This is a genomic window from Streptomyces sp. 11-1-2, from assembly GCF_003595545.1.
In the GTDB taxonomy this organism is placed as follows: domain Bacteria; phylum Actinomycetota; class Actinomycetes; order Streptomycetales; family Streptomycetaceae; genus Streptomyces; species Streptomyces hygroscopicus_B.
This window is the reverse complement of sequence record NZ_CP022545.1, coordinates 6,623,949-6,644,942: the sequence shown is the minus strand read 5'-3', so window position 1 is coordinate 6,644,942 and position 20,994 is coordinate 6,623,949. Positions and strand designations below refer to the sequence as shown.

Sequence of the window (20,994 nt, the reverse complement as noted above, 5' to 3'; positions counted from 1 at the left end):
GGACGCATTCCGAAAATGCGAATTCCCTCACCGAATGTCGTATGCGCTCCGAGCCTTATCCGAACGCCGCCGGTCCGGGCTCCAGGGCCGCGCGGAGCTCGGCGAGCGGCGCCCGGAGGGTGGCGAGCAGGGCGGGATCCGTCCCGGGACACTGGGCGAGGTCGTCCAGGTCCCCACCGCTTCGTTCACGGTCTCCCAGCACGGCTGAGCGGCGGACAGCTCCGCCAGCGATCACTCGGCCCCGGCCCGGTCACCGAGGGCGGCTCTGCTGATGACCGTGGCCGCCACCACGGTCTCGGTATCCCACTCGTCGCCGTTCTCCGCCAGCAGCCTCTCGAAGGCGGTCCACCGCTCCCGAGCTTCGGTGACTGAGGGCGACCTTCAGGAGGTGAAGGATCCCGGAGTTGAGGGACCGCCGGTCCGCAGCAGCTTGGTCGGTCACCCGTTCGGGTAGGTCTGCCGGGATGCGCCGTGAGAAACGAACCGTGACGCTACGTTGGCGACATGATGACGCCAAGTGAAGCCGACCGGGCGGGGCACGTCCGGTACACGTACCGGCTTGGCGTGTCGTCCACCGCCCGTGGGTCGCTGCTGGCGGAATGGGACCGGTGCCCGCACCCCATGCGGAGCCGTCTCCCCCAGAGACAAGAACTCCGCCCACGTCATTGCTCCACCGGGCAGGCCTGAACCCGGCTGGCGCCGAGGGCGCAAGACCACCGGGAGCGCAGCTCCCGGAGGCAGCCTGAGCCAGGAATCCCCACACAGCTCTGTGGAAGGACTCCCCGGTCCGACCGTGAGCCGGGCTCAGTCCCCCAGCACCGGGAGCAGCTCCGGCAGATGGCCGTCCGAGGCGAGGGCCGCGGCCTGACGGTCCTCGGGGACGGCGCCGTAGGTGGTGGTGCGGGGGCGGGCGGGGCGTCCGGCCAGCTCGGCGATGGCCACCAGGTCCTGGATGGAGCGGTAGGAGCCATAGGACGAGCCCGCCATACGGGAGATGGTCTCCTCCATAAGGGTGCCGCCCAGGTCGTTGGCGCCGGAGCGGAGCATCTCGGCGGCGCCCTCCGCGCCCAGCTTCACCCAGCTGGTCTGGATGTTGGGGATATGGGGGTGGAGCAGGATCCGGGCCATGGCCGTGACGGCGCGGTTGTCGCGGCTGGTGGGGCCGGGGCGGGCAATACCGGCGAGGTAGACGGGGGCGTTGGTGTGGATGAAGGGGAGGGTGACGAATTCGGTGAAGCCGCCCGTCTCCTGCTGGATCTCGGCGAGCAGCCGCAGATGGGCCAGCCAGTGGCGGGGCTGGTCCACATGGCCGTACATCATCGTGGACGAGGACCGCACCCCCAGCTCATGCGCCGTCTTGACGACCTCGACCCAGGTGGCCGTCGGCAGCTTGCCCTTGGTGAGGACCCAGCGCACCTCGTCGTCCAGGATCTCGGCCGCCGTGCCGGGGATGGTGTCCAGGCCCGCCTCGCGCGCCGCCGTCAGCCATTCGCGGATGGACATCCCGGTGCGGGTCGCGCCGTTGACGACCTCCATCGGGGAGAAGGCGTGGACATGCATCCCGGGCACGCGCTCCTTGACGGCGCGGGCGATGTCGAAGTACGCGGTGCCGGGCAGATCGGGGTGGATGCCGCCCTGCATGCAGACCTCCACCGCACCCACGTCCCACGCCTGCTGGGCGCGGTCGGCGACCTGGTCCAGGGAGAGGGTGTAGGCGTCGGCGTCCGTACGGCGCTGGGCGAAGGCGCAGAAGCGGCAGCCGGTGTAGCAGACATTGGTGAAGTTGATGTTCCGGGTGACGATGTAGGTGACGTCGTCGCCGACCGCCGCCCGGCGCAGATCGTCGGCGATGCGGCACAGGGCGTCGAGCGCCGGGCCGTCGGCGTGGAACAGGGCCAGCGCCTCGGGGTCGGTCAGCTTGGTCGGGTCGTCGGCGGCCTGGGCCAGCGCGGCCTTGATGTCGCCGTCGATGCGGGAGGGGACCATCCCGGGGGCCGCGGCCTCGCGCAGCGCCTCCCAGTCGCCATAGACCTCGTCGAAGTCCTTACGGCGGTCACCGGTGCGGCCCTCGGTGTCGATGGTGTGGTGCAGATCGGTGCGGCCGGAAGCGCTGAACGCCTCCTCCGGCTCCTGCCAGGGCAGCCCGGTGGGGATCGCGTCCTCGCGGGCCAGGCCGGTCCCGGGGTCGGCGAGGGCGGTCACATGCGGCAGCAGCCGGGGGTCCAGCCAGGGCTCGCCGCGCTGGATGTACTCGGGGTAGACCGCGAGCCGTTCGCGCAGGCTGAAGCCGACGGCGGCGGAGCGCTCGGCCAGCTCGTCCACCTGGGGCCAGGGGCGCTCGGGGTTGACATGGTCCGGGGTGAGCGGGGAGACGCCGCCCCAGTCGTCGATACCGGCGCCGATGAGCTGCTCGTACTCCGCGTCGACCAGGTTGGGCGGAGCCTGGATGCAGGCGGACGGGCCCAGGATGTGGCGGGCGACGGCGACGGTGGCCACCAGGTCGTCCAGCTCCGCGTCCGGCATCCCCCGCATCGCGGTGTCCGGTTTGGCGCGGAAGTTCTGGATGATGACTTCCTGGATGCCGTGGTACGAGCGGGAGACGCGGCGCAGCGCGAACAGCGACTCCGCCCGCTCCTCCTGCGTCTCGCCGATCCCGATCAGCAGCCCGCTGGTGAACGGGACGGAGCTGCGCCCGGCGTCCTCCAGAACGCGCAGTCTTACCGCCGGCTCCTTGTCGGGCGAGCCGTAGTGGGGGCCGCCGGGCTCGCTCCACAGCCGCTCGGCGGTGGTCTCCAGCATCATGCCCATGGAGGGGGCGACCGGCTTGAGCCGCTGGAAGTCGGTCCAGGTCATCGCGCCGGGGTTGAGGTGGGGCAGGAGGCCGGTCTCCTCCAGGATGCGGATCGCCATGGCCCGTACGTACGCGATGGTGTCGTCGTACCCCTCGGCCTCCAGCCATGCGCGCGCCTCGGGCCAGCGGTCCTCGGGGCGGTCGCCGAGGGTGATCAGCGCTTCCTTGCAGCCCATTTCGGCGCCCCGGCGGGCGATGGCGAGGACCTCGTCGGGCGACATGAACATCCCGTGGCCCGCGCGGCGCAGCTTGCCGGGCACGGTCGCGAAGGTGCAGTAGTGACACTTGTCCCGGCACAGCCGGGTGAGCGGGATGAAGACGCTGCGCGAGTAGGTGATGACCCCGGGGCGGCCGGCCGCCTCCAGGCCCGCGTCGCGGACCCGGGCGGCGGAGGCCATCAGATCCTTCAGGTCGTCACCACGCGCCTGGAGCAGCACCGCCGCCTCGGCGGTGTCCAGCGCCACGCCGTCGCGGGCGCGCTTGAGCGCACGGCGCATCGCGTTGGCTGTGGGGGCGGCGGAGCCAGTCGGGGCAGCCGGTTCGTTTCCCTGCGCGCTCGTGGTCATCCTCCGAGCATACGAGCGGTGCGTGACACCGCCAGACGGCCCGGGCCTGCGGTTTTGTGGGTCTGATCACGGCTGCCGCGGGCCGTGGGCGGGAATAGGACACCGTGAAACGTGCGGGCTGCACGCGGCGGGTGCCGACGGCCGTTGCCCGGACGGGATTTGGCGCGGTGCGGACCGCCGGGCGAGAGGGACGGAGGCGGTGCGGGGGGATGTACGTTCCCTCGTGGCCATGGAGTTATCCACAGGGCTTTCCGCGCGTGTCACCCACGCGTACAACGGTGTCACGCGAGTGTCGGACGGCACTCTCGACTCTGGGGGTCCCTCATGCAGCGACGCGATGTACTCAGGCTCTCCGCGCTTGCGGGCGCGGCGGGTGTGCTGACACTCGATCCCATGACCTTCACCCAGGCCGAAGCCGCCGGCCCGGCCGACGACCATGAGCAGACGAAGACCCTCAGCGGCCATCTGCCCACCGGCGCACCGGACTTCGTCTATGTGCCCGTCGAGGTGCCGCGCGGGGTGCGCGAGATCGCCGTGTCGTACACGTACGACAAGCCGACCGTCCCGGCCGGTACGCAGGGGAACGCCTGCGATATCGGCATCTTCGACGAGCGCGGCACGGAGCTGGGCGGGCGCGGCTTCCGCGGCTGGTCCGGCGGGGCCCGTACGGAGTTCGCCATCAGCGCCGAGGAGGCGACGCCCGGCTATCTGGCGGGGCCGGTGAAGGCGGGCACCTGGCATGTCGTGCTGGGGCCGTACACCGTCGCCCCCCAGGGCCTGGACTACACGGTCACCGTCACGCTGCGGTACGGCGCGCCCGGCACCCCCCGCACGCCGGTGTATCCGCCGCAGCGGGCGAAGGGCCGGGGCCGCGCCTGGTACCGGGGCGACTCGCATCTGCACACCGTGCACTCCGACGGCAAGCGCACCCCGGCCGAGCTGGTCGCCGCCGCCCGTGCCGCCGGGCTGGACTTCATCACCACCACCGAGCACAACACCACGTCGGCGCATGCCGCGTTCGAGGGTCTGTGGGGCGATGACCTGCTGATCCTCACCGGTGAGGAGATCACCACGCGTAACGGCCATGTGGTCGCCCTCGGCACCGACCCCGGCACTTTCATCGACTGGCGCTACCGCGCCCGGGACAACCGGTTCGGCCAGTTCGCCCGCAAGGTCCGGCAGGCCGGCGGCCTGGTGATCCCGGCCCATCCGCACGGCACCTGTGTCGGCTGCAACTGGAAGTTCGGCTTCAACGAGGCCGACGCGGTCGAGGTGTGGAACGCGGACTTCACCCCGGACGACGAGGTCACCATCTCCGAGTGGGACAACACCCTGGTCGCCGCCTCCCGGGGCGAGGGCCGCTGGCTGCCCGCCGTCGGCCACAGCGACGCCCACCGCGAGCCCCAGGTCGTGGGCCTGCCGCAGACGGTGGTGCTGGCCGACGACCTGTCCCGCACCGCCCTCCAGGAGGGCATCCGGGCCGGCCGGAGCTGGATCGCCGAGTCCTCGAAGATCGACCTCACCTTCGAGGCGGTCGGCGGGCGCGGTAAGCACGCCGGTATCGGCGAGCGCCTGAAGGTCGGCGGCGCGGAGGAGGTGACGGTCCGGCTGAAGGTCTCCGGCGTGAGCCCGGGCTGCTCGGTGCGGTTCATCACCGACCAGGGCCAGCTCTACGGGACGGCGGTCCCCGACTCCGGGACGCTCACGGCCGAATGGCGTACGACGGCGTCCTACGCGGCCTATGTGCGCGCCGAGGTGCGCCACGCCCCGGCGGACGGCGGGGCGTCGGGGATACCGGGCCCGATGGCGGCGATGACGAACCCGATCTGGCTCGGCGAGCACTGACGGCTGCGGCTGGCGCTGGCGGCTTCGGCGAGCGCTGGCGGCTTCGGTGACCACTGACACCTTCCCGGTCACCGGAGCCGTCCGGGCGGGCGCGCCACGCCGTCCGCCGCCGGTCGGTCAGCGGTAGTAGCAGCCGCTGTCGAGGTCCTCGGCGAGGGTGCGGCCCCCGGCTCAGAGGCGGCAGCTGATCTCCATGCCGTCCTCGATGGGGAAGGTGACGTTCTGGTAGCCGTTCGCCGGGGCGCGTACGTAGTCGAGATACGACCGCAGGAGGCCCTCGCCCTGGTCGACGTCGTCGGCCACGACGAGGGTGCCGGGCCGCAGACGCGGTTCGAGCATCCGCAGCACGGGCAGGCACAGGTCCTTCCAGCCGTCGAGCAGCAGGAGGTCCACGGAGCCATCGAGGTCGGCGAGGGTCTCCCGGGCGTCCCCCTCCAGCACGGTGATCACGTCGTCCAGCCCGGTCTCGGCGAAGGTGCGGCGGGCGGCGGCGATCTTCTCCTTGCTCATCTCCGTGGTGATGACGCGCCCGGTGCCGTTGTCCCGCACGGCGGCGGCCAGATGGAGCGTGGAGATCCCGAAGGACATGCCGAACTCGACCACCGTGGCCGGGCGGATGGCGCGGACCAGGTTGTAGAGCAGCTTCCCGCCCTCGGCGGAGATCGGCATGTAGATCCCGGCCGCGGCGTCGGCCAGCTCCTGCGGGGCCAGCGATTCCACTGCGCCGGGCGGCAGCTCCGCCTGGGCGGTCCCGTCCTGCTCGGCCAGCTCGAACATCCGGCTGATGGCGGTCTCGACCCGGGGGTCGGCAAGCGTGTGAGTGACTGTCATGGGTTTTAGAGTAGACGCGACGTTGCGTCTTGTCTAGAAGGGATGGCGCGAGGGAGGGTGGTTATCCTGAGATCTCGGGGAGGCGAGATGGCACGCGCGACACAGACCGCCGGGACGAGCGGCACCGCCCGGCCGGCACCACGCCACCACGGCAACCGGCACGGGCGCAGCGAACAGGCCCGGCTGTCGGTGCTGAACGCGGCCGACGACCTGCTGGCCGAGAAGGGTTTCGCGGGCGTCACGATGGAGGGGATCGCCGCCCGGGCCGGGGTCGCCAAGCAGACGATCTACCGCTGGTGGAGCGCCAAGACCGACATCCTCATGGACGCCCTTCTCCAGGACGTGGCCGAGGACCTGCCCGTGCGCGACCGCGGTGACCTCGCCCTGGACCTGCGCGGCTATCTGTGCGACCTGGCCGGGTTCCTCAGCGGGTCCGACTCCGGCGCCGTCTTCAAGGCCCTGGTCGCCCAGGCGCAGCACGATCCGGCGTTCGCCCGGGACTTCCGGGCCCAGTACCTCGACGGCCAGCGCCGCCGCGACCGCCTCCCGCTGGAACGGGCCATGGAGCGCGGGGAGTTGCCGCCCGGCCTGGACCTGACGGCCGAGACCGACCAGCTCATGGGCCCCGTCTACTACCGGGTGCTGGTGACCGACGAACCCGTCGGCCAGGAGTTCACCGACCGGCTCGTGGACGCCTTCCTCCACCGCCACGGGCTGACACCACCGGCGAACGGCTGACGCCCGGTCCAGGGACAGGGGCCGCTCCCCCGCCGTGCCGGCAGAGGGGCCGTGTCAGCCGATAGGCCGCGCCGCGCGGACCCGGCGGCCGCCGTCGACCACCAGGTCCGCGCCGGTGATCCAGGACGCCTCGTCCGAGACCAGCCAGCGGACCGCGCGCGCCACGTCCTCCGGTTCGCCGATCCGGGCCAGCGGGAGCGCCGCGGCGATCTCGCGCTCGCCGGGCTCCCAGACGAAGCGGGCCATCTCGGTGCGGACCAGGCCCGGGGAGACGGCGTTGACGCGGACCGACGGGGCCAGTTCGGCGGCGAGCTGGCGGGTGAGGCGGAGGAGGGCGGTCTTGGTGGTGCCGTAGGCCCCGATACCCGGGCCGACGCCGTGGGTGCCCTCGGTGCAGATGTTGACGACCGCGCCGCCGTGGTCGCGCATCCAGCCGCGCCATGCCGCCTGGATCAGGCGCAACGGGGCCTCCACGTTGACCGTGAAGGCCATGCGCCAGGCGAGCGGGTCCACCGTCATCAGCGGGCCCAGCGGGGCGTTGGTGGCGGCGTTGTTGACCAGGATGTCGAGGCGGCCGAACTCCTCGAGGGTGCGGGCCACCGCCGCCTCCAGGTGCGCCGGGTCCGCCACGTCCCCCGGGCAGGCGATGGCGCGCGGACCGAGGCGGCGTACGGCCTCGGCCAGCTCCCTCGGGTCCCGCGCCGTGACGCACACCGCCGCACCGTCCGCCGTCAGCGCCTCCGCCACCGCCAGGCCGATACCGCGGGAGGCGCCCGTGATCAGGGCCGCGCGTGCCATCGGCTCAGCCCCTCGTGCTCACCGTCTCCGTGTCCCGGCCCGACCGCAGCACCCGTCCCGGCACCGCGCCGGTGATCTCGTCGTCCCGGATGGTCTCGGTGCCGCCCACCCGGACACTCACGATCCCCATCGCCCGCGAGTCCAGCCGGGGGCTGTCGCCCGGCAGGTCGTGCACCAGCCGCGCCTGGCCCGCGTCGATCCGCTCGGGGTCGAAGAGGACCAGGTCGGCGTGGTAGCCCTCGGCGATCCGGCCGCGTTCGCGCAGCCCGAGCAGCCGCGCCGGATCGTCCGTAAGCATCCGTACCGCCCGCTCCAGGCCGACCAGTTTCCGTCCGCGCAGACAGTCGCCGATGAAGCGGGTGGTGTACGGGGCGCCGCACATCCGGTCCAGATGGGCCCCCGCGTCCGAGCCGCCGAGCATGACGTCCTCGTGATCCCAGGTGCGCTGTCGCAGCTCCCAGCTCGCCGGGTCGTTGTCGGTCGGCATGGGCCACAGCACCGTGCGCATCTCGTCGGCGGCGCAGATCTCCACCAGTGCGGCGAAGTCCTCCTGCCCGCGCTCGGCGGCGATGTCGCGGACGACCCGGCCGGTCAGCCCGGCGTTGGCCGCGCTGTAGGTGTCGCCGATGACGTACCGCCCGAAGTGGGTGAGCCGGCGGAAGACCCCGGCCTCGGGGCTGCTCGCGCGGCGCAGCATCTCCGCCCGCACGTCCGGGTCGCGGAGCTTCGCGATCCGCTCCGGGATCGGCAGCCCCAGGATGTCGCCCCAGCCCGGGATGAGGTTCAGCGCGCAGAAGGTGCCGAGCGACATGTTCATGGGGGTGAGGATCGGCATGGTGAGCGCGACGATCCTGCCGCCCGCCTTACGGGCCCGTTCGCTGGCCTGGAGCTGGCGCGGCACCCGCTCGGGGACGGCCGCGTCGATGGTCAGGACGTTCCAGTTGAGCGGGCGGCCGGCGGCCGCGCTCATCTCCACCAGCAGATCGATCTCCTCGTCGGCGAACTGGTCGAGACAGCCCGCCACGATCGCCTCGATCTGCGTCCCCTCGTGTTCGCCGACGGCCCGGGAGAGCGCCAGGAGCTCCTCGGGCCCCGCGTGACGGGAGGCGACCGGCTGTCCGTCCCCGTCCGAGTGGGTCGAGGACTGGGTGGTGGACAGCCCCCACGCCCCCGCGTCCATCGCCTCGTGGAAGAGGAGCAGCATCTCCTCCAGCTGCGCGGGCGTGGGCTGTCCGCCGATCGCGTCCTCGCCCATCACATGGCGGCGCAGCGCGCAGTGCCCCACCATGAAGCCCGCGTTGACGGCGATCCGGCCCTCCAACGCGTCCAGGTACTCGCCGAAGCCGTGCCAGTTCCAGGGCGCGCCCTGCTCCAGCGCCACCAGCGACATGCCCTCGACCCGGCTCATCATCCGCCGGGTGTAGTCGGCGTCGCCGGGCCGGTCGGGGTTGAGCGGAGCGAGGGTGAAGCCGCAGTTGCCGCCCGCGACGGTGGTCACGCCGTGGTTCATGGAGGGGGTGGCGTACGGATCCCAGAAAAGCTGGGCGTCGTAGTGGGTGTGCGGGTCGACGAACCCGGGCGCGAGGATGAGCCCGGTGGCGTCCTCGGCGGACCGCGCCGGTTCGGTGACGGTCCCGGGCTCGGCGATGGCCACGATCCGGCCGTCCCGGATGCCGACGTCGGCGACGTAGGAGGGCGCGCCGGTGCCGTCCGCCACGGTGGCGCCCTTGATCAGGTGGTCGAGCACGGGTGGATCCCTTCTCGCGTCTGCGGCTGCTGGGGCCCGGCACGCACGTCTGCGGCTGCTGGGGCTCTGCTCTCGCTCTGCGGCTACGGAGTCTCTGCTCGCGCCTCCGCGGCTACGGAGTCTCGCTCTCGCGTCCGCGGCTACCGGGTCCCGGCGTGGCGGAAGCGGGTCGTGCGGTGCACCGGATCGGTGTCGATCTTCGGGATGACGTGCTCGCCGATGAGCTTGACCGTGTTCATCGTGTCCTCGTAGCCGATCCCGATCGGCAGCCCGAACGACAGCTGGTCGGCCCCGGCCTGTTCCCACCGCTTGCACTGGCGGAAGACCTCGTCCGGGTCGCCGCAGATCATCAGCTCCTCGGCGATGAGGAGTTCGATGATCTCCTCGGTGTACTCCGGCAGCAGCTCGGGCCACTCCGGGATGCCGTCCGGGCGGGGGAAGGTGTCGTGGTAGCGGAAGAGCAGCGACTGCAGATAGTTGAGCCCGCCGCCGACCGCGATCTCGACGGCCTTGGCATGGGTCTCCGCGCAGATCGCGGTGGAGGTGACCATCACGTTGTCGTTGACGAAGCCGCCGACCGGCTCGGCCTCCTTGATCGCGTTCTTGTAGGAGTCGAGGACCCACTCCATGTCGGAGACCTTCTGGATGGAGAAGCCGAGCACGCCGAGGCCCTTCTTGCCGGCCATCGCGTACGAGGGCGGCGATCCGGCCGCGTACCACATCGCCGGGTGGGAGCCCCCGTACGGCTTGGGCAGCACCTTGCGCGGCGGCAGCGACCAGTGCTTGCCCGCGAAGCCCTGGTACTCGTCCTGCAGCCACATCTTGGGGAACTCGGCGATCGTCTCTTCCCAGATCTCCTTGGTGGCGTTCATGTCGGTGATCCCCGGGAGGAAGCCGAGGATCTCGTGGCTGCCCGCGCCCCGGCCGGAGCCGAACTCGAACCGGCCGCCGGAGAGGTGGTCGAGCATCGCGACCTTCTCGGCGACCTTGACCGGGTGGTTGACCTGCGGCAGCGGGTTGAAGATGCCGGAGCCCAGGTGGATGCGCTCGGTGGCGTGGGCGAGATAGCCGAGGTAGACATCGTTCGCGGAGAGGTGGGAGTACTCCTCCAGGAAGTGGTGCTCGGAGGCCCATGCGTACTTGAAGCCGGACCGGTCGGCCTGGATGACGTACTCGGTCTCCTCGAGGAGGGCGTGGTGCTCGGCCTCGGGGTCGGTTCGGCGTCGGCTTTCGGGGACGTATCCCTGCACAAAGAGTCCGAATTCCATGGAGGTTCACCGCCTCAGACGACTCGATCTGACGCATCGTCAGATTTTGATTGACTCTGACACCGCGGACAGGGACCGTCAAGGGCCGCAGCCGCGCCGGACCCGGAGGGGCCCTAGAAGACCGAGACGCCGGTCAGCCAGCCGCCGTCGACGACGAACGGCTGGCCCGTCACATACGACGAGTCCTCCGACGACAGGAAGAGCGCCAGCCGCGCCACCTCCTCCGGGCGGCCGATCCGGCCCAGCGGCACCAGCTTGCGGTACAGCTCGTCGACCGCCGCCGACGCCTCCGCGGTGTCGGCGCCCGGGTCGAGCTGGGCCGGGTTGGTCATGGGGGTGTCGATCGCGCCCGGGCATATCGCGTTGACCCGGATGCCCTTGTCCGCGAGCTCCATGGCGGCCACCCGCGTCATCCCCACCACGGCCGCCTTCGTCGCGGCGTACGAGGTGAGGAAGGCCATACCGGACAGGGCGACGTACGAGGCGGTGTTCACGATCGTCCCACCGCCCGCCGCCGCCAGCTCCGGCGCGAGGGTCCGCATCCCCAGGAACGCCCCGACCTGGTTGACCTGGACCACCTCCAGATACTCCGTGAGCGGGGTGCTGACCAGCTCGTTGAAGCGGAGGATCCCGGCGTTGTTGACCAGGCCGTCGACCGCGCCGAAGGCGTCCTTCGCGGCCTCGACGGCGGCGTTCCAGTCGTCCTCCCGGCCCACGTCCAGATGGACGAAGCGGGCGCTCTCGCCCAGCTCCTTGGCCAGCGCCTCGCCCGGCTCGTCCAGCACGTCGCAGAGGACCACCCGCGCGCCCTCCGCCACGAACAGCCGCGCCTCGTGCTCACCTTGTCCGCGCGCCGCCCCGGTGATGACGACGACCCGCCCGTCCAGCTTGCCCATTCCGTTCTCCCTAGTCATCGAGGTGCGGAGCGACATCGGCGGCGAAGGCCGCCATCTGGTCGGTCAGTTCGGTGTGGTCCCGGCAGCGGAACCGCACCTGGATCTGGTCCACCCCCATCGCGGCGTACGCGCGCAGGCTCTCGGCCAGCGACTCCGGCGCGCCGGTCAGGGTGCGGCGCCCCACGTCCCAGCCGGGCTCGCCCACGTACAGCGGTTCGGCGATCGCGCCGATCTCGGCGGGCTCGTCGATCCCCGCTTCTTCCCGCAGCGCGCGCAGCCGGGCGAGCTGGCCGGGCAGCCGGTCCCGCGGATCGCCCTGCGGCAGCCAGCCGTCGCCCCGGATCGCCGCCCGGCGCACCGCCGCGGGCGAGGAGCCGCCGATCCACAGCGGGGGCCGCGGCGTCTGGACGGGACGCGGGGCCTGCCCCAGACCGCTGAACGCGAACCGCTCCCCGCGGAAGCCGGGGAACTCCTCGGGCCCCAGCGCCGCCTTCAGCGCGTCGACCGTCTCGTCCAGCAGCGCCCCGCGCCGGGCGAAGTCCACCCCGAGGGCCTCGAACTCCTCCCGCACATGCCCGGCGCCGACCCCGAGGATCAGCCGGCCGCCGGAGAGGTGGTCGAGCGTCGCGTACTGCTTGGCGGACAGCAGCGGATGCCGCAGCGCGGCGACCGCCACGTGGCTGAGCAGCCGCACCCGCTCGGTGGCCGCGGCGAGCCAGCCGAGGGTGGCCACCGGGTCGTACCAGACGGTGCCCATCGCGGCGGCCAGCCGCCGCGGGATCGCGACGTGGTCGCAGACGGCGAGGTAGGCGAAACCGAGCCGGTCGGCGGCGCGGGCGACCGCGAGCAGCTCGGCCGGGCCGGCCTCCGCCTCCCACGGCTCGGCGTAAAGGGTGGACTGCGACTGGACGGGCAACTGCATGCCGTAGCTCAACCGGCCCCGGGGCAGGACGCGCATGCCGGGCCTCCTCGTCGGTGGACCGCCATCGTCATATCGGACGTCGGCCATGGTGGTATCTGACGGTCCATCAGACAAGGGGTATGGCGTCCTCGTCCCGCATTGGGAGGCCCTGCTAGCGTACGAACGTTCGGACCTCGGGCCCAACGCCCGCCGCCCCGTTCAGGGGCCACCACGGGGGGCACAGTAAGGGGCACACAGAGGGGCACGTGATGATCGAGACGGTCTTCCGCTGCGACGATCTGCCCAGAGCGGATCGGTTCGACTTCTGGCGTGAGCAGATGGCACAACTCATGGCGCCGATGGAGATGAGCAGCGACCACACCCGTGACTTCCGGGGAGAGGTGCGCATCCTCGAGTTCGGCGCCGCCTCCGTGTGGCCCACGAAGTTCCGTGAGATGAACTTCCGGCGGACGCCCAAGCTGATCCGGCAGTCCGACCCCGAGCTGTACCACTTCTCGTTCATCCAGGAGGGAAACCTCCAGGTCTCCCAGTCCCGCCAGGAGGCCGCGCACAGCGCGCAGGGGCTCTACGTCGTCGACACCTCGCGCCCCTTCGACTGTCTGGCCTTCGGCGGCCCTCCCGGAGGCGTGGGCCTGGAGATCCCCAAGGCCCTGATCCCGGTCCCGCACGACCGGATCGACCGGCTGCTCGCCCAGCCCATCCCGGCGCGCGAGGGCGTCGGCGCCCTGCTGACCGGATTCCTCGCCCGGCTGGCCGCGGACCGCGGCTCCTACGGCCCCTCCGACGGCCCGCGCCTGGGGACCGTACTGATCGACCTGGCGGCGGCGCTGCTCGCCCAGGCCGTCGAGGCCGACGACGCCCTGCCGCCCGAGACCCGCCGGCACACCCTGGCCTTACGGCTGCAGAGCTTCATCCAGCGGAACCTGTCCGACCCACGGCTGTCACCGGCCACCATCGCCGCCGCGCACCACATCTCCGTCGGCTATCTGCACCGCCTCTTCCGCGCCCGCGACACCACGGTCTCCGCATGGATCCGGCAGCAGCGGCTGGACCGCGTCCGGCGCGACCTCACCGACCCGGGCCTGTACACCGTCCCCATCCACGAACTCGCCGCCCGCTGGGGCTTCGCCCACCCCGCCGTCTTCAGCCGCGCCTTCCGCGCCGCGTACGGGATGCCGCCCAGCGACTACCGCCACCTGGCACTGGTGTCCAGCGCGCCGGGCGCAACCCCGCGGCGCCCGGTGCGCACGGACTCCCGGCCCTCCGCACCACCCACGGCCCCTGTCACTTCGTAAGGGGTGGGTGACGGCGTTGGGAGGGGGAGGGCCGGTATGCCCCACAGCCTGCCGGAGCACCCGGAGGATGTCATTGACCGGCAGTGACCGCTTTCTTGCTCCTCCGTGACCACCCCGCCGTCCACGCACGGCGGCCCGGCGCTACACCCCCGGCGCCCCCGCCCAGAGCCCGTCCGCCGTGAGCCCCAGCAGGTCGATCGCGTTGCCGCGCACGATCCGCTCCACGACGTCCGGCGCCAGATGCCCCATCTGCGCCTCGCCCACCTCGCGGGACTTTGGCCAGGTGGAGTCGGAGTGCGGATAGTCCGTCTCGTACAGCACGTTGCCGACCCCGATCGCGTCGAGGTTGCGCAGCCCGAAGGCGTCGTCGAAGAAGCATCCGTACACATGCTCCGCGAACAGCTCGGACGGCGGGCGCAGCACCTTGTCGGCCACTCCGCCCCAGCCCCGGTTCTCCTCCCACACCACATCGGCGCGCTCGAGGATGTAGGGGATCCAGCCGATCTGGCCCTCCGCGTACATCACCTTGAGGTCGGGGAAGCGCTCGAACTTCCCGCTCATCAGCCAGTCGACCATCGAGAAGCAGCAGTTGGCGAAGGTGATCGTGGAGCCGACCGCGGGGGGCGCGTCCGCGGAGGTCGAGGGCATCCGGGAGGAGGAGCCGATGTGCATCGCGATGACCGTGCCGGTCTCGTCGCACGCGGCGAGGAACGGGTCCCAGTCGTCGGTGTGGATCGACGGCAGCCCCAGGTTCGGCGGGATCTCCGAGAAGCAGACGGCCCGCACCCCGCGCGCCGCGTTCCGCCGCACCTCGGCGGCGGCCAGCTCGGCGTCCCACAGCGGGACGATGATCAGCGGGATCAGCCTGCCGCGGGCCTCGGGGCCGCACCACTCCTCCACCATCCAGTCGTTGTACGCCCGGACGCCGAGCAGTCCCAGCTCGCGGTCGGCGGCCTCGGTGAAGGTCTGCCCGCAGAAGCGGGGGAAGGTCGGGAAGCAGAGCGCCGACTGGACGTGGTTGACGTCCATGTCCGCGAGCCGGTCGGGCACCGAGAAGGAGCCGGGCCGCATCTGCTCGTAGGTGATGGCCTCGAGTTTGACCTCGTCCCGGTCGTATCCGACGGCGGTGTCCAGCCGGGTCAGCGGCCGGTGCAGCTCCTCGTACACCCACCAGTCCGCGAGCGGCCCGTCGTCCCCGGGTGCGCCCATCTTCGGGGCGAACCGGCCGCCGATGAAGGTCATCTCCTTCAGCGGCGCCCGGACGATGCGCGGCCCGGTGTCGCGGTACCTCGACGGGAGGCGATCCCGCCAGACGTGAGGGGGCTCAACCGTGTGGTCGTCCACCGAGATTATCTTCGGGAAGCTCTCCATGACTGCACGGTAGCGCCGATCTGACGGATCGTCAGCTCACTGGACGCCTCCCGCCAGGATCGGGGGATGCCACGGACACGTCGAACTCTTTACTGACGTACGGCCCGCGGGCACGGCAGACTGGCCGTACAGCGAGGAAGCGTGTGCGGGGGGCACCATGGTCGGCGACGAGCGCCTGGGGCGGCAGGAAGGCTCCACCGGATCCGTACCGGACCGGTGGTGGCGCGGTGACGAGGCGAACCTCGCCCTCGGCGAGGACCCGGACCCCGCCCTCGACCGGACGCGGATCGGGCTGGAGTGGGAGAGCGGCTACCGCGCCGAAGTCGTCCCCGAGCTCCGGCCGCACGCCGCTCCGCGGCCCGCCGCCGCGTTCTCCCGGCCCACCGCCGTGGGCCGCCCGCAACGCCCCCTGGCCGCCGGCACCACCGCCGTCCGCCCCGCGCAACTTCCCGCGGCGGTCGCCGACTTCACCGGCCGGGAGGACCTCGTACGAGAGCTGAACGACCGGCTCGCACCCCCCTCCGACCCGCCGGCCGCCATCGCCATCGCCGGTATCGGAGGCATCGGCAAGACCGCCCTGGCCGTCCATCTCGCGCACACCGCCCGCCACCACTTCCCCGACGGCCAGCTCTACGTCGACCTCGGCGGTGCGGGCTCCTCCCCCGCCGACCCCGAAACCGTGCTCGGCGCCTTCCTGCGCTCGCTCGGCACCCCCGACGCCGCCATCCCGGACGGCACCGAGGAGCGCGCCGCCCTCTATCGCGCCTCCCTCGAGGGCCGCCGGGTCCTCGTCCTGCTGGACAACGCCCGCGACGCCGCCCAGGTCCGGCCGCTGCTCCCGGGCGAGGGCGCACCGGACTGCGTGGCGCTGATCACCAGCCGCGCCCATATGGCCGACCTGGACCGCGCCCACCCGGTCGACCTGGACGCGATGAGCCCGACGGAGGCGTTCGCCCTCTTCGCGCTGATCGTGGGCGAGGAGCGGGCGATGGTCGAGCGCGCGGCGGTCATGGAGGTGGTGTCGTCCTGCTCCTACCTTCCGCTCGCCATCCGCATCGCGGCCTGCCGGCTCGCCTCCCGCCGCACCTGGACCGTCTCCGTTCTCGCCCGCAAACTCGCCGACGAGCGACGGCGGCTGGACGAGCTGCGGGCCGGGGATCTGGCCGTCAAGGCGACCTTCGAACTCGGCTACGGACAGCTCGACCCGGCCCAGGCCCGCGCCTTCCGCCTGCTCGGCCTGGTCGGCGGCCCGGACATCTCGCTGCCGGCCGCGGGCGCGGTGCTCGGACTCGACGTCGAGGAGACCGCCCGGCTCCTCACCTCCCTCGTGGACATCTCGCTGCTGGAGTCCGCCGTACCGGGGCGCTACCGCTTCCATGACCTCGTACGGCTCTACGCACGGGCCTGCGCCGAGCGGGAGTCGCGGGCGGCGGCGGAGCGCGAGGAGGCGCTGTCGCGGCTGCTGGACTTCTACCTCGCCACGGCGGCGCGGGTGTACGCCATGGAGCGGCCCGGCGATCGTATGGTCGAGCACTTGGAGCCCACCGGCCATCCGGGACTGTGCTTCGAGACCTCCAAAGCCGCCCTGGACTGGCTCTTCGCGGAGGGCGACTGCCTGCTCGACTGCGTGCCCAGGTGCAGCGGGGAGACCACCCGCCGCCGCGCCGGGGATCTGCTGCTGGGCGCGCTGGACCTCGCCGAGTCCGGGGCCCGGCCGCGGCAGTACGAAACGGTGGCGCGGGCGGCCGGCGACGCGGCCCACGCCGCCGGGGACTCCCGCACCGAGGCCCGCGCCCGCTCGGCGCTGGGGCATCTGTACAGCTTCACGGGCCGGTACGCCCAGGCCGAGCGCGAGCTTCGGCGCGCGCTGGAGCTGGACGGCGAGGATCCGGTGATCGCCAGCCGCGCCTCCAATCAGCTCGGCATCGTCACCAACGGCCTGGGGCGGTACGACGACGCGGAGAAGTTCCTCGGACAGGCCCTCGACGCGTTCCGCGCCGATGCCAACGAGGCCGGTGAGGCGAGCGCCCTGGCCAATCTCTCCCGGATCCATGTGAGCCGGGGCCGCACCGGGAGCGGTGTGGAACTGGCCGAGCAGGGGCTCGCCATCTACCGCAGGCTCGGCGCCCCGCTGCGGCTCGCCAACGGGATGTACACCCTCGGCATCGCGCTGACGCGTGCCCACCGTCTGGAAGAGGCGTCCGTTCACCTCACCGAGGCGCTCGACCTGTTCCGCGAAGCCCGTCAGCCGCTGTGGGAAGGCATGGCCCATTACCGGCTGGCCGAAATGCATCTGGCAGCGCATCGCCCCACCAAGGCGGTGGCGCACGCCGAACAGTCCCTCGCCCTGGGCGGTCTCGGCGGCGAGTGGCGGCGCTTCTCCTTTCTCACCGTTTTGTCGAAAGCCCTGATGGCGGCCGGGCAGCGCGGCCGGGCCGAGGACTGCTGGAGCCAGGCGCGGGCCCTTCGCGAACGGCTGGGCTCACCCGAGCCCGAGGAGGTGCGCCAACTGCTGGCGACCTCGGCGCCGGACCTCCCGGCGTCCACGGATCCGAATCCCGGCCATCGGGAAGCCTTCGGAGTCGGCCCCCCGGTGTCCGAAAGCGGGCCCTGGAGCTGACGATCCGTCGGTATAACGAGGTCTCGAAGTCGGGCGGGCCTTGTGGAGAGGTCCGGCCCCTACTGACGTGAGGGGTATCGGCAAGGCAAACTGGCCCGTGCAACTGGGAGCAGAGGCAGGGGGAGACCATGACCGGCGAGAAGGAGCGGGCGCAGGAGCAGTCCTTGCGCTTCACCGTGCTCGGACCGGTACGGGCCTTTCGGGGCGAGGAACAGCTCAGCACCGGATCACCGCAGCAAAGAGCCCTGCTCGCCGCTCTGCTGCTGCGCGGCGGGCGCACCGCCACCGCCCCCGAACTCGTCGACGCCCTGTGGGGCGACGATCCGCCGGACGCCGCGATCGCGGCGCTGCGCACCTACGCCTCCCGGCTGCGCAAGGCGTTCACCCCGCATTCGGACATCCTGGTCAGCGAATCGGGCGGCTATGCGGTCCAAGTGGGCCTCGGGGCCCTGGACATCGAGGTGGCCGAGAGCCTGGCGGCGGAGGCGGAGAAGGCCCGGCACTCGGGCGACCGGCTGCGCGCCCATGAGCTCATCGGCCGGGCGCTGGACCTGTGGGACGGTGAGGCCCTGGCCGGGCTGTCGGGGCCGTACGCCACGACCCAGCGCGCCCGGCTGTCGGAGTGGCAGCTCGTGCTCACCGAGACCAGGCTCGACCTCGACCTGGAGCTGGGCCACCACACCGAGGCGGTCTCCGAGCTCACCGCGCTCACCGCCGCCCATCCGCTCCGGGAGCGGCTGCGCGAGCTGCTGATGCTGGCGCTCTACCGCAGCGGCCGGCAGGCCGAGGCCCTGGCGGTGTACAACGACACCCGGCGGCTGCTCGCCGAGGATCTCGGCGTGGACCCCTGCGCGGAGCTGTCCGACCTGCATCAGCGCATTCTGCAGGCGGATGCCGAGCTGGCGGTCCCGGTGGACGACCGCACGCACGCCGGGCCCAGCTTCGTACGCCCGGCCCAGCTCCCCGCGACGGTCGCGGACTTCACCGGCCGGGTCGCCTTCGTCGAGGAGCTGAGCGATGAGCTCGCCACCGCCGAGGGGCGTGTCATGGCCGTGTCAGCAGTGGCCGGAATCGGTGGGGTCGGCAAGACGACCCTCGCCGTGCACGTCGCCCACGCGGCCCGCGCCCACTTCCCCGACGGCCAGCTCTACGTCGACCTCCAGGGCGCCGGCCCGGTGCCCGCTGAGCCCAACGCGATCCTGGGCGCCTTCCTGCGCGCCCTCGGCACCCCGGACAGCGCGATCCCCGAGGGCGTCCACGAGCGTGCCGCGCTCTACCGCTCGATGCTGGACGGCCGCCGGGTGCTCACGCTGCTCGACAACGCGCGCGACGCCGCGCAGGTCAGGCCGCTGCTGCCCGGTACGCCGGGCTGCGCCGCGCTGATCACGAGCCGGACCCGGATGGTCGACCTGGAGGGCGCCCACCTGGTCGACCTGGATGTGATGAGCCCCGAGGAGGCGCTGGTCCTCTTCACCCGCATCGTGGGCTCGGAGCGGGTCAGTTCGGAGCGCGACGCGGCCATGGACGTGGTGGCGGCCTGCGGCTTCCTGCCGCTGGCCATCCGGATCGCGGCCTCCCGGCTGGCCTCGCGCCGCACCTGGACCGTCTCCACGCTGGCGCGCAAGCTCGCCAACCAGCGCCGGCGGCTGGACGAGCTGCGGGCGGGCGACCTGGCCGTACGGGCCACCTTCGAGCTGGGCTACGGCCAGCTCGAGCCGCCGCAGGCCCGGGCGTTCCGGCTGCTCGGGCTGGCGGACGGCCCCGACATCTCGCTCGCCGCGGCGGCCGTCGCCCTGGAGCTGGACACCTTCGACACCGAGGAGCTCCTGGAGTCCCTGGTCGACGCCTCCCTGCTGGAGTCCGCGGCGCCGGGCCGCTACCGCTACCACGACCTCGTACGGCTCTACGCGCGTGACCGCGCGGAGCGGCACCAGTCGGCCGCGGAACGCGAGGCGGCCCTCTCCCGGCTGCTGAGCTTCTACCTCGCCACGGCGGCGCGGGTGTACGCCATGGAGCGGCCGGGCGACCGGCTGGGCGACCACCTGGCCCCCGCCGACCACCCCGGCCTGGCCTTCCCGCATCAGGACGCCGCCTTGGACTGGCTGTTCACCGAGGCCGACTGCCTGCTGGCCTGCGCCCAGCAGGCCGCCTCGGGCACCACCCTGGGCCGGGCGGCGGATCTACTGCTCGCCGCCATGGACCTGGCCGAATCCGGTGCCAACGCCCCGCGCTACGAGGCCGTCGCCCGCGTCGTCAGCGAAACGGCACACACGGTCGGCGACACCCGGGCCGAGGGCCGGGCCCGCACCTGCCTGGCCAAGGTGCGCAACCTCACCGGCCGGCTGGAAGAGGCCGACGCCGAGGCGGAGCGCGCCCTGGCCCTGGGCTCCACGGTCGAGGACCACGTGACCATGGGTCGCGCCCTCACCGAGCGCGGCATCATCGCGCACCTCAGCCGTACCCGCTGGGACGACGCGGAGCGGCATTTCCTCCGTGCCATCGACGCCTACCGGGCCGTGGACGACCAGCCCGGCGAGGCCAGCGCGCTGTGCAACCTGTCCCGTGCGTATGTGGAGATGGGCCGCATCGACAGCGCCGTGGACCTGGCCCGGCAGGGCGTGCGGATCTACGGGAGCCTGGGGCGCACCCTGCGCCTGGCCAACGGTAAGTACGCGCTCGGCATCGCCCTGACCGGGGCCGGAAGCCTGGCGCACGCACTGGAGCAGCTCACCGAGGCCCTCGGCCTCTTCCGTGAGCACCGCCAGCCGCTCTGGGAGGGCATGACCCACCAGCGGATGGCCGAGGCGCATCTGTCCATCGGGCGCCCGGCGGAGGCCGCCACCCACGCCGAACAGGCCCTCGCCCTGCGGGGCATCGGGGGCGAGTGGCGCCGGGCCATCGTGCTGACGCTGCTCGGCAAGGCGCTGCTGGAGCTCGGTCAGAACGAGCGCGCGGACGCCTGCTGGCGTGAGGCGCTGTCAATCCACGAGCGGCTCGGGGCACCCGAGGCGGAGGACGTCCGCGGGCTTCTGGCCCCCGCGACCGCGGCATAGTCGCGCGTCCCGCCGACCGTTCATCAATCGTTTATCGCTGTCCGGGAGTCTTAGTACCGGTCGACCCGTCCCCGCGGGGGGCAGACGGGTCGGTTGCGAGGTCACACCGTAAGGTGGGCGGCCCTTTTGAGACACCTGTCCGGCGACCCACGGGGGAGTCGCCGGGCGGGTGTCAACGGGCCTCTACCGACCA

14 protein-coding genes and 1 pseudogene are annotated in these 20,994 nt (G+C 72.2%); 7 read left to right on the top strand and 8 right to left on the bottom strand.

Features of this window, described 5'->3' with window-relative positions; translation table 11 throughout:
- Positions 1-34: 34 nt before the first annotated feature.
- A complete protein-coding gene (locus tag CGL27_RS50235) occupies positions 35-208 on the top strand; it encodes a hypothetical protein (protein WP_162953086.1) in 174 nt (57 codons plus the stop codon).
- Positions 209-616: 408 nt separating this feature from the next.
- Positions 617-746 (top strand): annotated as a pseudogene (locus tag CGL27_RS52300) (RNA-guided endonuclease TnpB family protein); the annotation flags it as partial.
- 58 nt (positions 747-804) lie between these two features.
- Here CGL27_RS52300 and CGL27_RS28420 read toward each other — a convergent pair.
- The gene (locus CGL27_RS28420) at positions 805-3,417 is read right to left on the bottom strand and encodes a bifunctional FO biosynthesis protein CofGH (protein ID WP_078643022.1); all 2,613 of its coding nucleotides are present in this window, start codon (positions 3,415-3,417) and stop codon (positions 805-807) included.
- Positions 3,418-3,741: 324 nt separating this feature from the next.
- Here CGL27_RS28420 and CGL27_RS28415 point away from each other — a divergent pair, with 324 nt between their 5' ends.
- Positions 3,742-5,262, top strand: coding sequence for a CehA/McbA family metallohydrolase (locus CGL27_RS28415; protein WP_119990865.1), 1,521 nt, complete (start codon positions 3,742-3,744; stop codon positions 5,260-5,262).
- 171 nt (positions 5,263-5,433) lie between these two features.
- Here CGL27_RS28415 and CGL27_RS28410 read toward each other — a convergent pair whose 3' ends face one another.
- The gene (locus tag CGL27_RS28410; protein WP_119990863.1) at positions 5,434-6,093 is read right to left on the bottom strand and encodes a class I SAM-dependent methyltransferase; all 660 of its coding nucleotides are present in this window, start codon (positions 6,091-6,093) and stop codon (positions 5,434-5,436) included.
- An 87-nt stretch (positions 6,094-6,180) separates the two neighbouring features.
- On the opposite strand from CGL27_RS28410, the gene CGL27_RS28405 reads away from it, so the two are divergent.
- A complete protein-coding gene (locus tag CGL27_RS28405; RefSeq protein WP_119990861.1) occupies positions 6,181-6,831 on the top strand; it encodes a TetR/AcrR family transcriptional regulator in 651 nt (216 codons plus the stop codon).
- Between the two features lie 54 nt (positions 6,832-6,885).
- Here the strand turns inward: CGL27_RS28405 and CGL27_RS28400 are convergent, their stop codons facing one another.
- The 5 genes from CGL27_RS28400 to CGL27_RS28380 all read right to left on the bottom strand — a co-directional run bounded on the left by CGL27_RS28400 (position 6,886) and on the right by CGL27_RS28380 (position 12,498).
- Complete coding sequence (locus CGL27_RS28400) at positions 6,886-7,629, bottom strand: SDR family oxidoreductase (protein ID WP_119990859.1); 744 nt, start codon at positions 7,627-7,629, stop codon at positions 6,886-6,888.
- A 4-nt stretch (positions 7,630-7,633) separates the two neighbouring features.
- Complete coding sequence (locus CGL27_RS28395) at positions 7,634-9,376, bottom strand: D-aminoacylase (RefSeq protein WP_119990857.1); 1,743 nt, start codon at positions 9,374-9,376, stop codon at positions 7,634-7,636.
- A 140-nt stretch (positions 9,377-9,516) separates the two neighbouring features.
- The gene (locus CGL27_RS28390; RefSeq protein WP_078643017.1) at positions 9,517-10,644 is read right to left on the bottom strand and encodes an LLM class flavin-dependent oxidoreductase; all 1,128 of its coding nucleotides are present in this window, start codon (positions 10,642-10,644) and stop codon (positions 9,517-9,519) included.
- A 113-nt stretch (positions 10,645-10,757) separates the two neighbouring features.
- On the bottom strand, positions 10,758-11,540 hold the full coding sequence (locus tag CGL27_RS28385; protein WP_078643016.1) for an SDR family NAD(P)-dependent oxidoreductase: 783 nt from the start codon (positions 11,538-11,540) through the stop codon (positions 10,758-10,760).
- Between the two features lie 10 nt (positions 11,541-11,550).
- Complete coding sequence (locus CGL27_RS28380; protein WP_119990856.1) at positions 11,551-12,498, bottom strand: LLM class F420-dependent oxidoreductase; 948 nt, start codon at positions 12,496-12,498, stop codon at positions 11,551-11,553.
- 212 nt (positions 12,499-12,710) lie between these two features.
- Here CGL27_RS28380 and CGL27_RS28375 point away from each other — a divergent pair, with 212 nt between their 5' ends.
- A complete protein-coding gene (locus CGL27_RS28375; protein ID WP_078643014.1) occupies positions 12,711-13,757 on the top strand; it encodes an AraC family transcriptional regulator in 1,047 nt (348 codons plus the stop codon).
- Between the two features lie 141 nt (positions 13,758-13,898).
- Here the strand turns inward: CGL27_RS28375 and CGL27_RS28370 are convergent, their stop codons facing one another.
- Positions 13,899-15,128, bottom strand: coding sequence for an amidohydrolase family protein (locus CGL27_RS28370; protein WP_078643013.1), 1,230 nt, complete (start codon positions 15,126-15,128; stop codon positions 13,899-13,901).
- A 157-nt stretch (positions 15,129-15,285) separates the two neighbouring features.
- On the opposite strand from CGL27_RS28370, the gene CGL27_RS28365 reads away from it, so the two are divergent.
- Complete coding sequence (locus CGL27_RS28365; RefSeq protein WP_119990854.1) at positions 15,286-17,748, top strand: tetratricopeptide repeat protein; 2,463 nt, start codon at positions 15,286-15,288, stop codon at positions 17,746-17,748.
- 128 nt (positions 17,749-17,876) lie between these two features.
- Positions 17,877-20,801 carry a BTAD domain-containing putative transcriptional regulator gene (locus CGL27_RS28360; RefSeq protein ID WP_119990852.1) on the top strand — a complete coding sequence of 975 codons (2,925 nt, stop codon included), beginning with the start codon at positions 17,877-17,879 and terminating at the stop codon, positions 20,799-20,801.
- Positions 20,802-20,994 lie beyond the last annotated feature (193 nt).

Coding starts and splice junctions, on each gene's coding strand:
- CGL27_RS28375 (WP_078643014.1), top strand. CDS start 12,711: ATGATCGAGACGGTCTTCCGCTGCGACGATCTGCCCAGAGCGGATCGG.
- CGL27_RS28385 (WP_078643016.1), bottom strand. CDS start 11,540: ATGGGCAAGCTGGACGGGCGGGTCGTCGTCATCACCGGGGCGGCGCGC.
- CGL27_RS28390 (WP_078643017.1), bottom strand. CDS start 10,644: ATGGAATTCGGACTCTTTGTGCAGGGATACGTCCCCGAAAGCCGACGC.
- CGL27_RS28410 (WP_119990863.1), bottom strand. CDS start 6,093: ATGACAGTCACTCACACGCTTGCCGACCCCCGGGTCGAGACCGCCATC.
- CGL27_RS50235 (WP_162953086.1), top strand. CDS start 35: ATGTCGTATGCGCTCCGAGCCTTATCCGAACGCCGCCGGTCCGGGCTC.
- CGL27_RS28365 (WP_119990854.1), top strand. CDS start 15,286: ATGGTCGGCGACGAGCGCCTGGGGCGGCAGGAAGGCTCCACCGGATCC.
- CGL27_RS28400 (WP_119990859.1), bottom strand. CDS start 7,629: ATGGCACGCGCGGCCCTGATCACGGGCGCCTCCCGCGGTATCGGCCTG.
- CGL27_RS28360 (WP_119990852.1), top strand. CDS start 17,877: ATGACCGGCGAGAAGGAGCGGGCGCAGGAGCAGTCCTTGCGCTTCACC.
- CGL27_RS28370 (WP_078643013.1), bottom strand. CDS start 15,128: ATGGAGAGCTTCCCGAAGATAATCTCGGTGGACGACCACACGGTTGAG.
- CGL27_RS28420 (WP_078643022.1), bottom strand. CDS start 3,417: ATGACCACGAGCGCGCAGGGAAACGAACCGGCTGCCCCGACTGGCTCC.
- CGL27_RS28415 (WP_119990865.1), top strand. CDS start 3,742: ATGCAGCGACGCGATGTACTCAGGCTCTCCGCGCTTGCGGGCGCGGCG.
- CGL27_RS28380 (WP_119990856.1), bottom strand. CDS start 12,498: ATGCGCGTCCTGCCCCGGGGCCGGTTGAGCTACGGCATGCAGTTGCCC.
- CGL27_RS28405 (WP_119990861.1), top strand. CDS start 6,181: ATGGCACGCGCGACACAGACCGCCGGGACGAGCGGCACCGCCCGGCCG.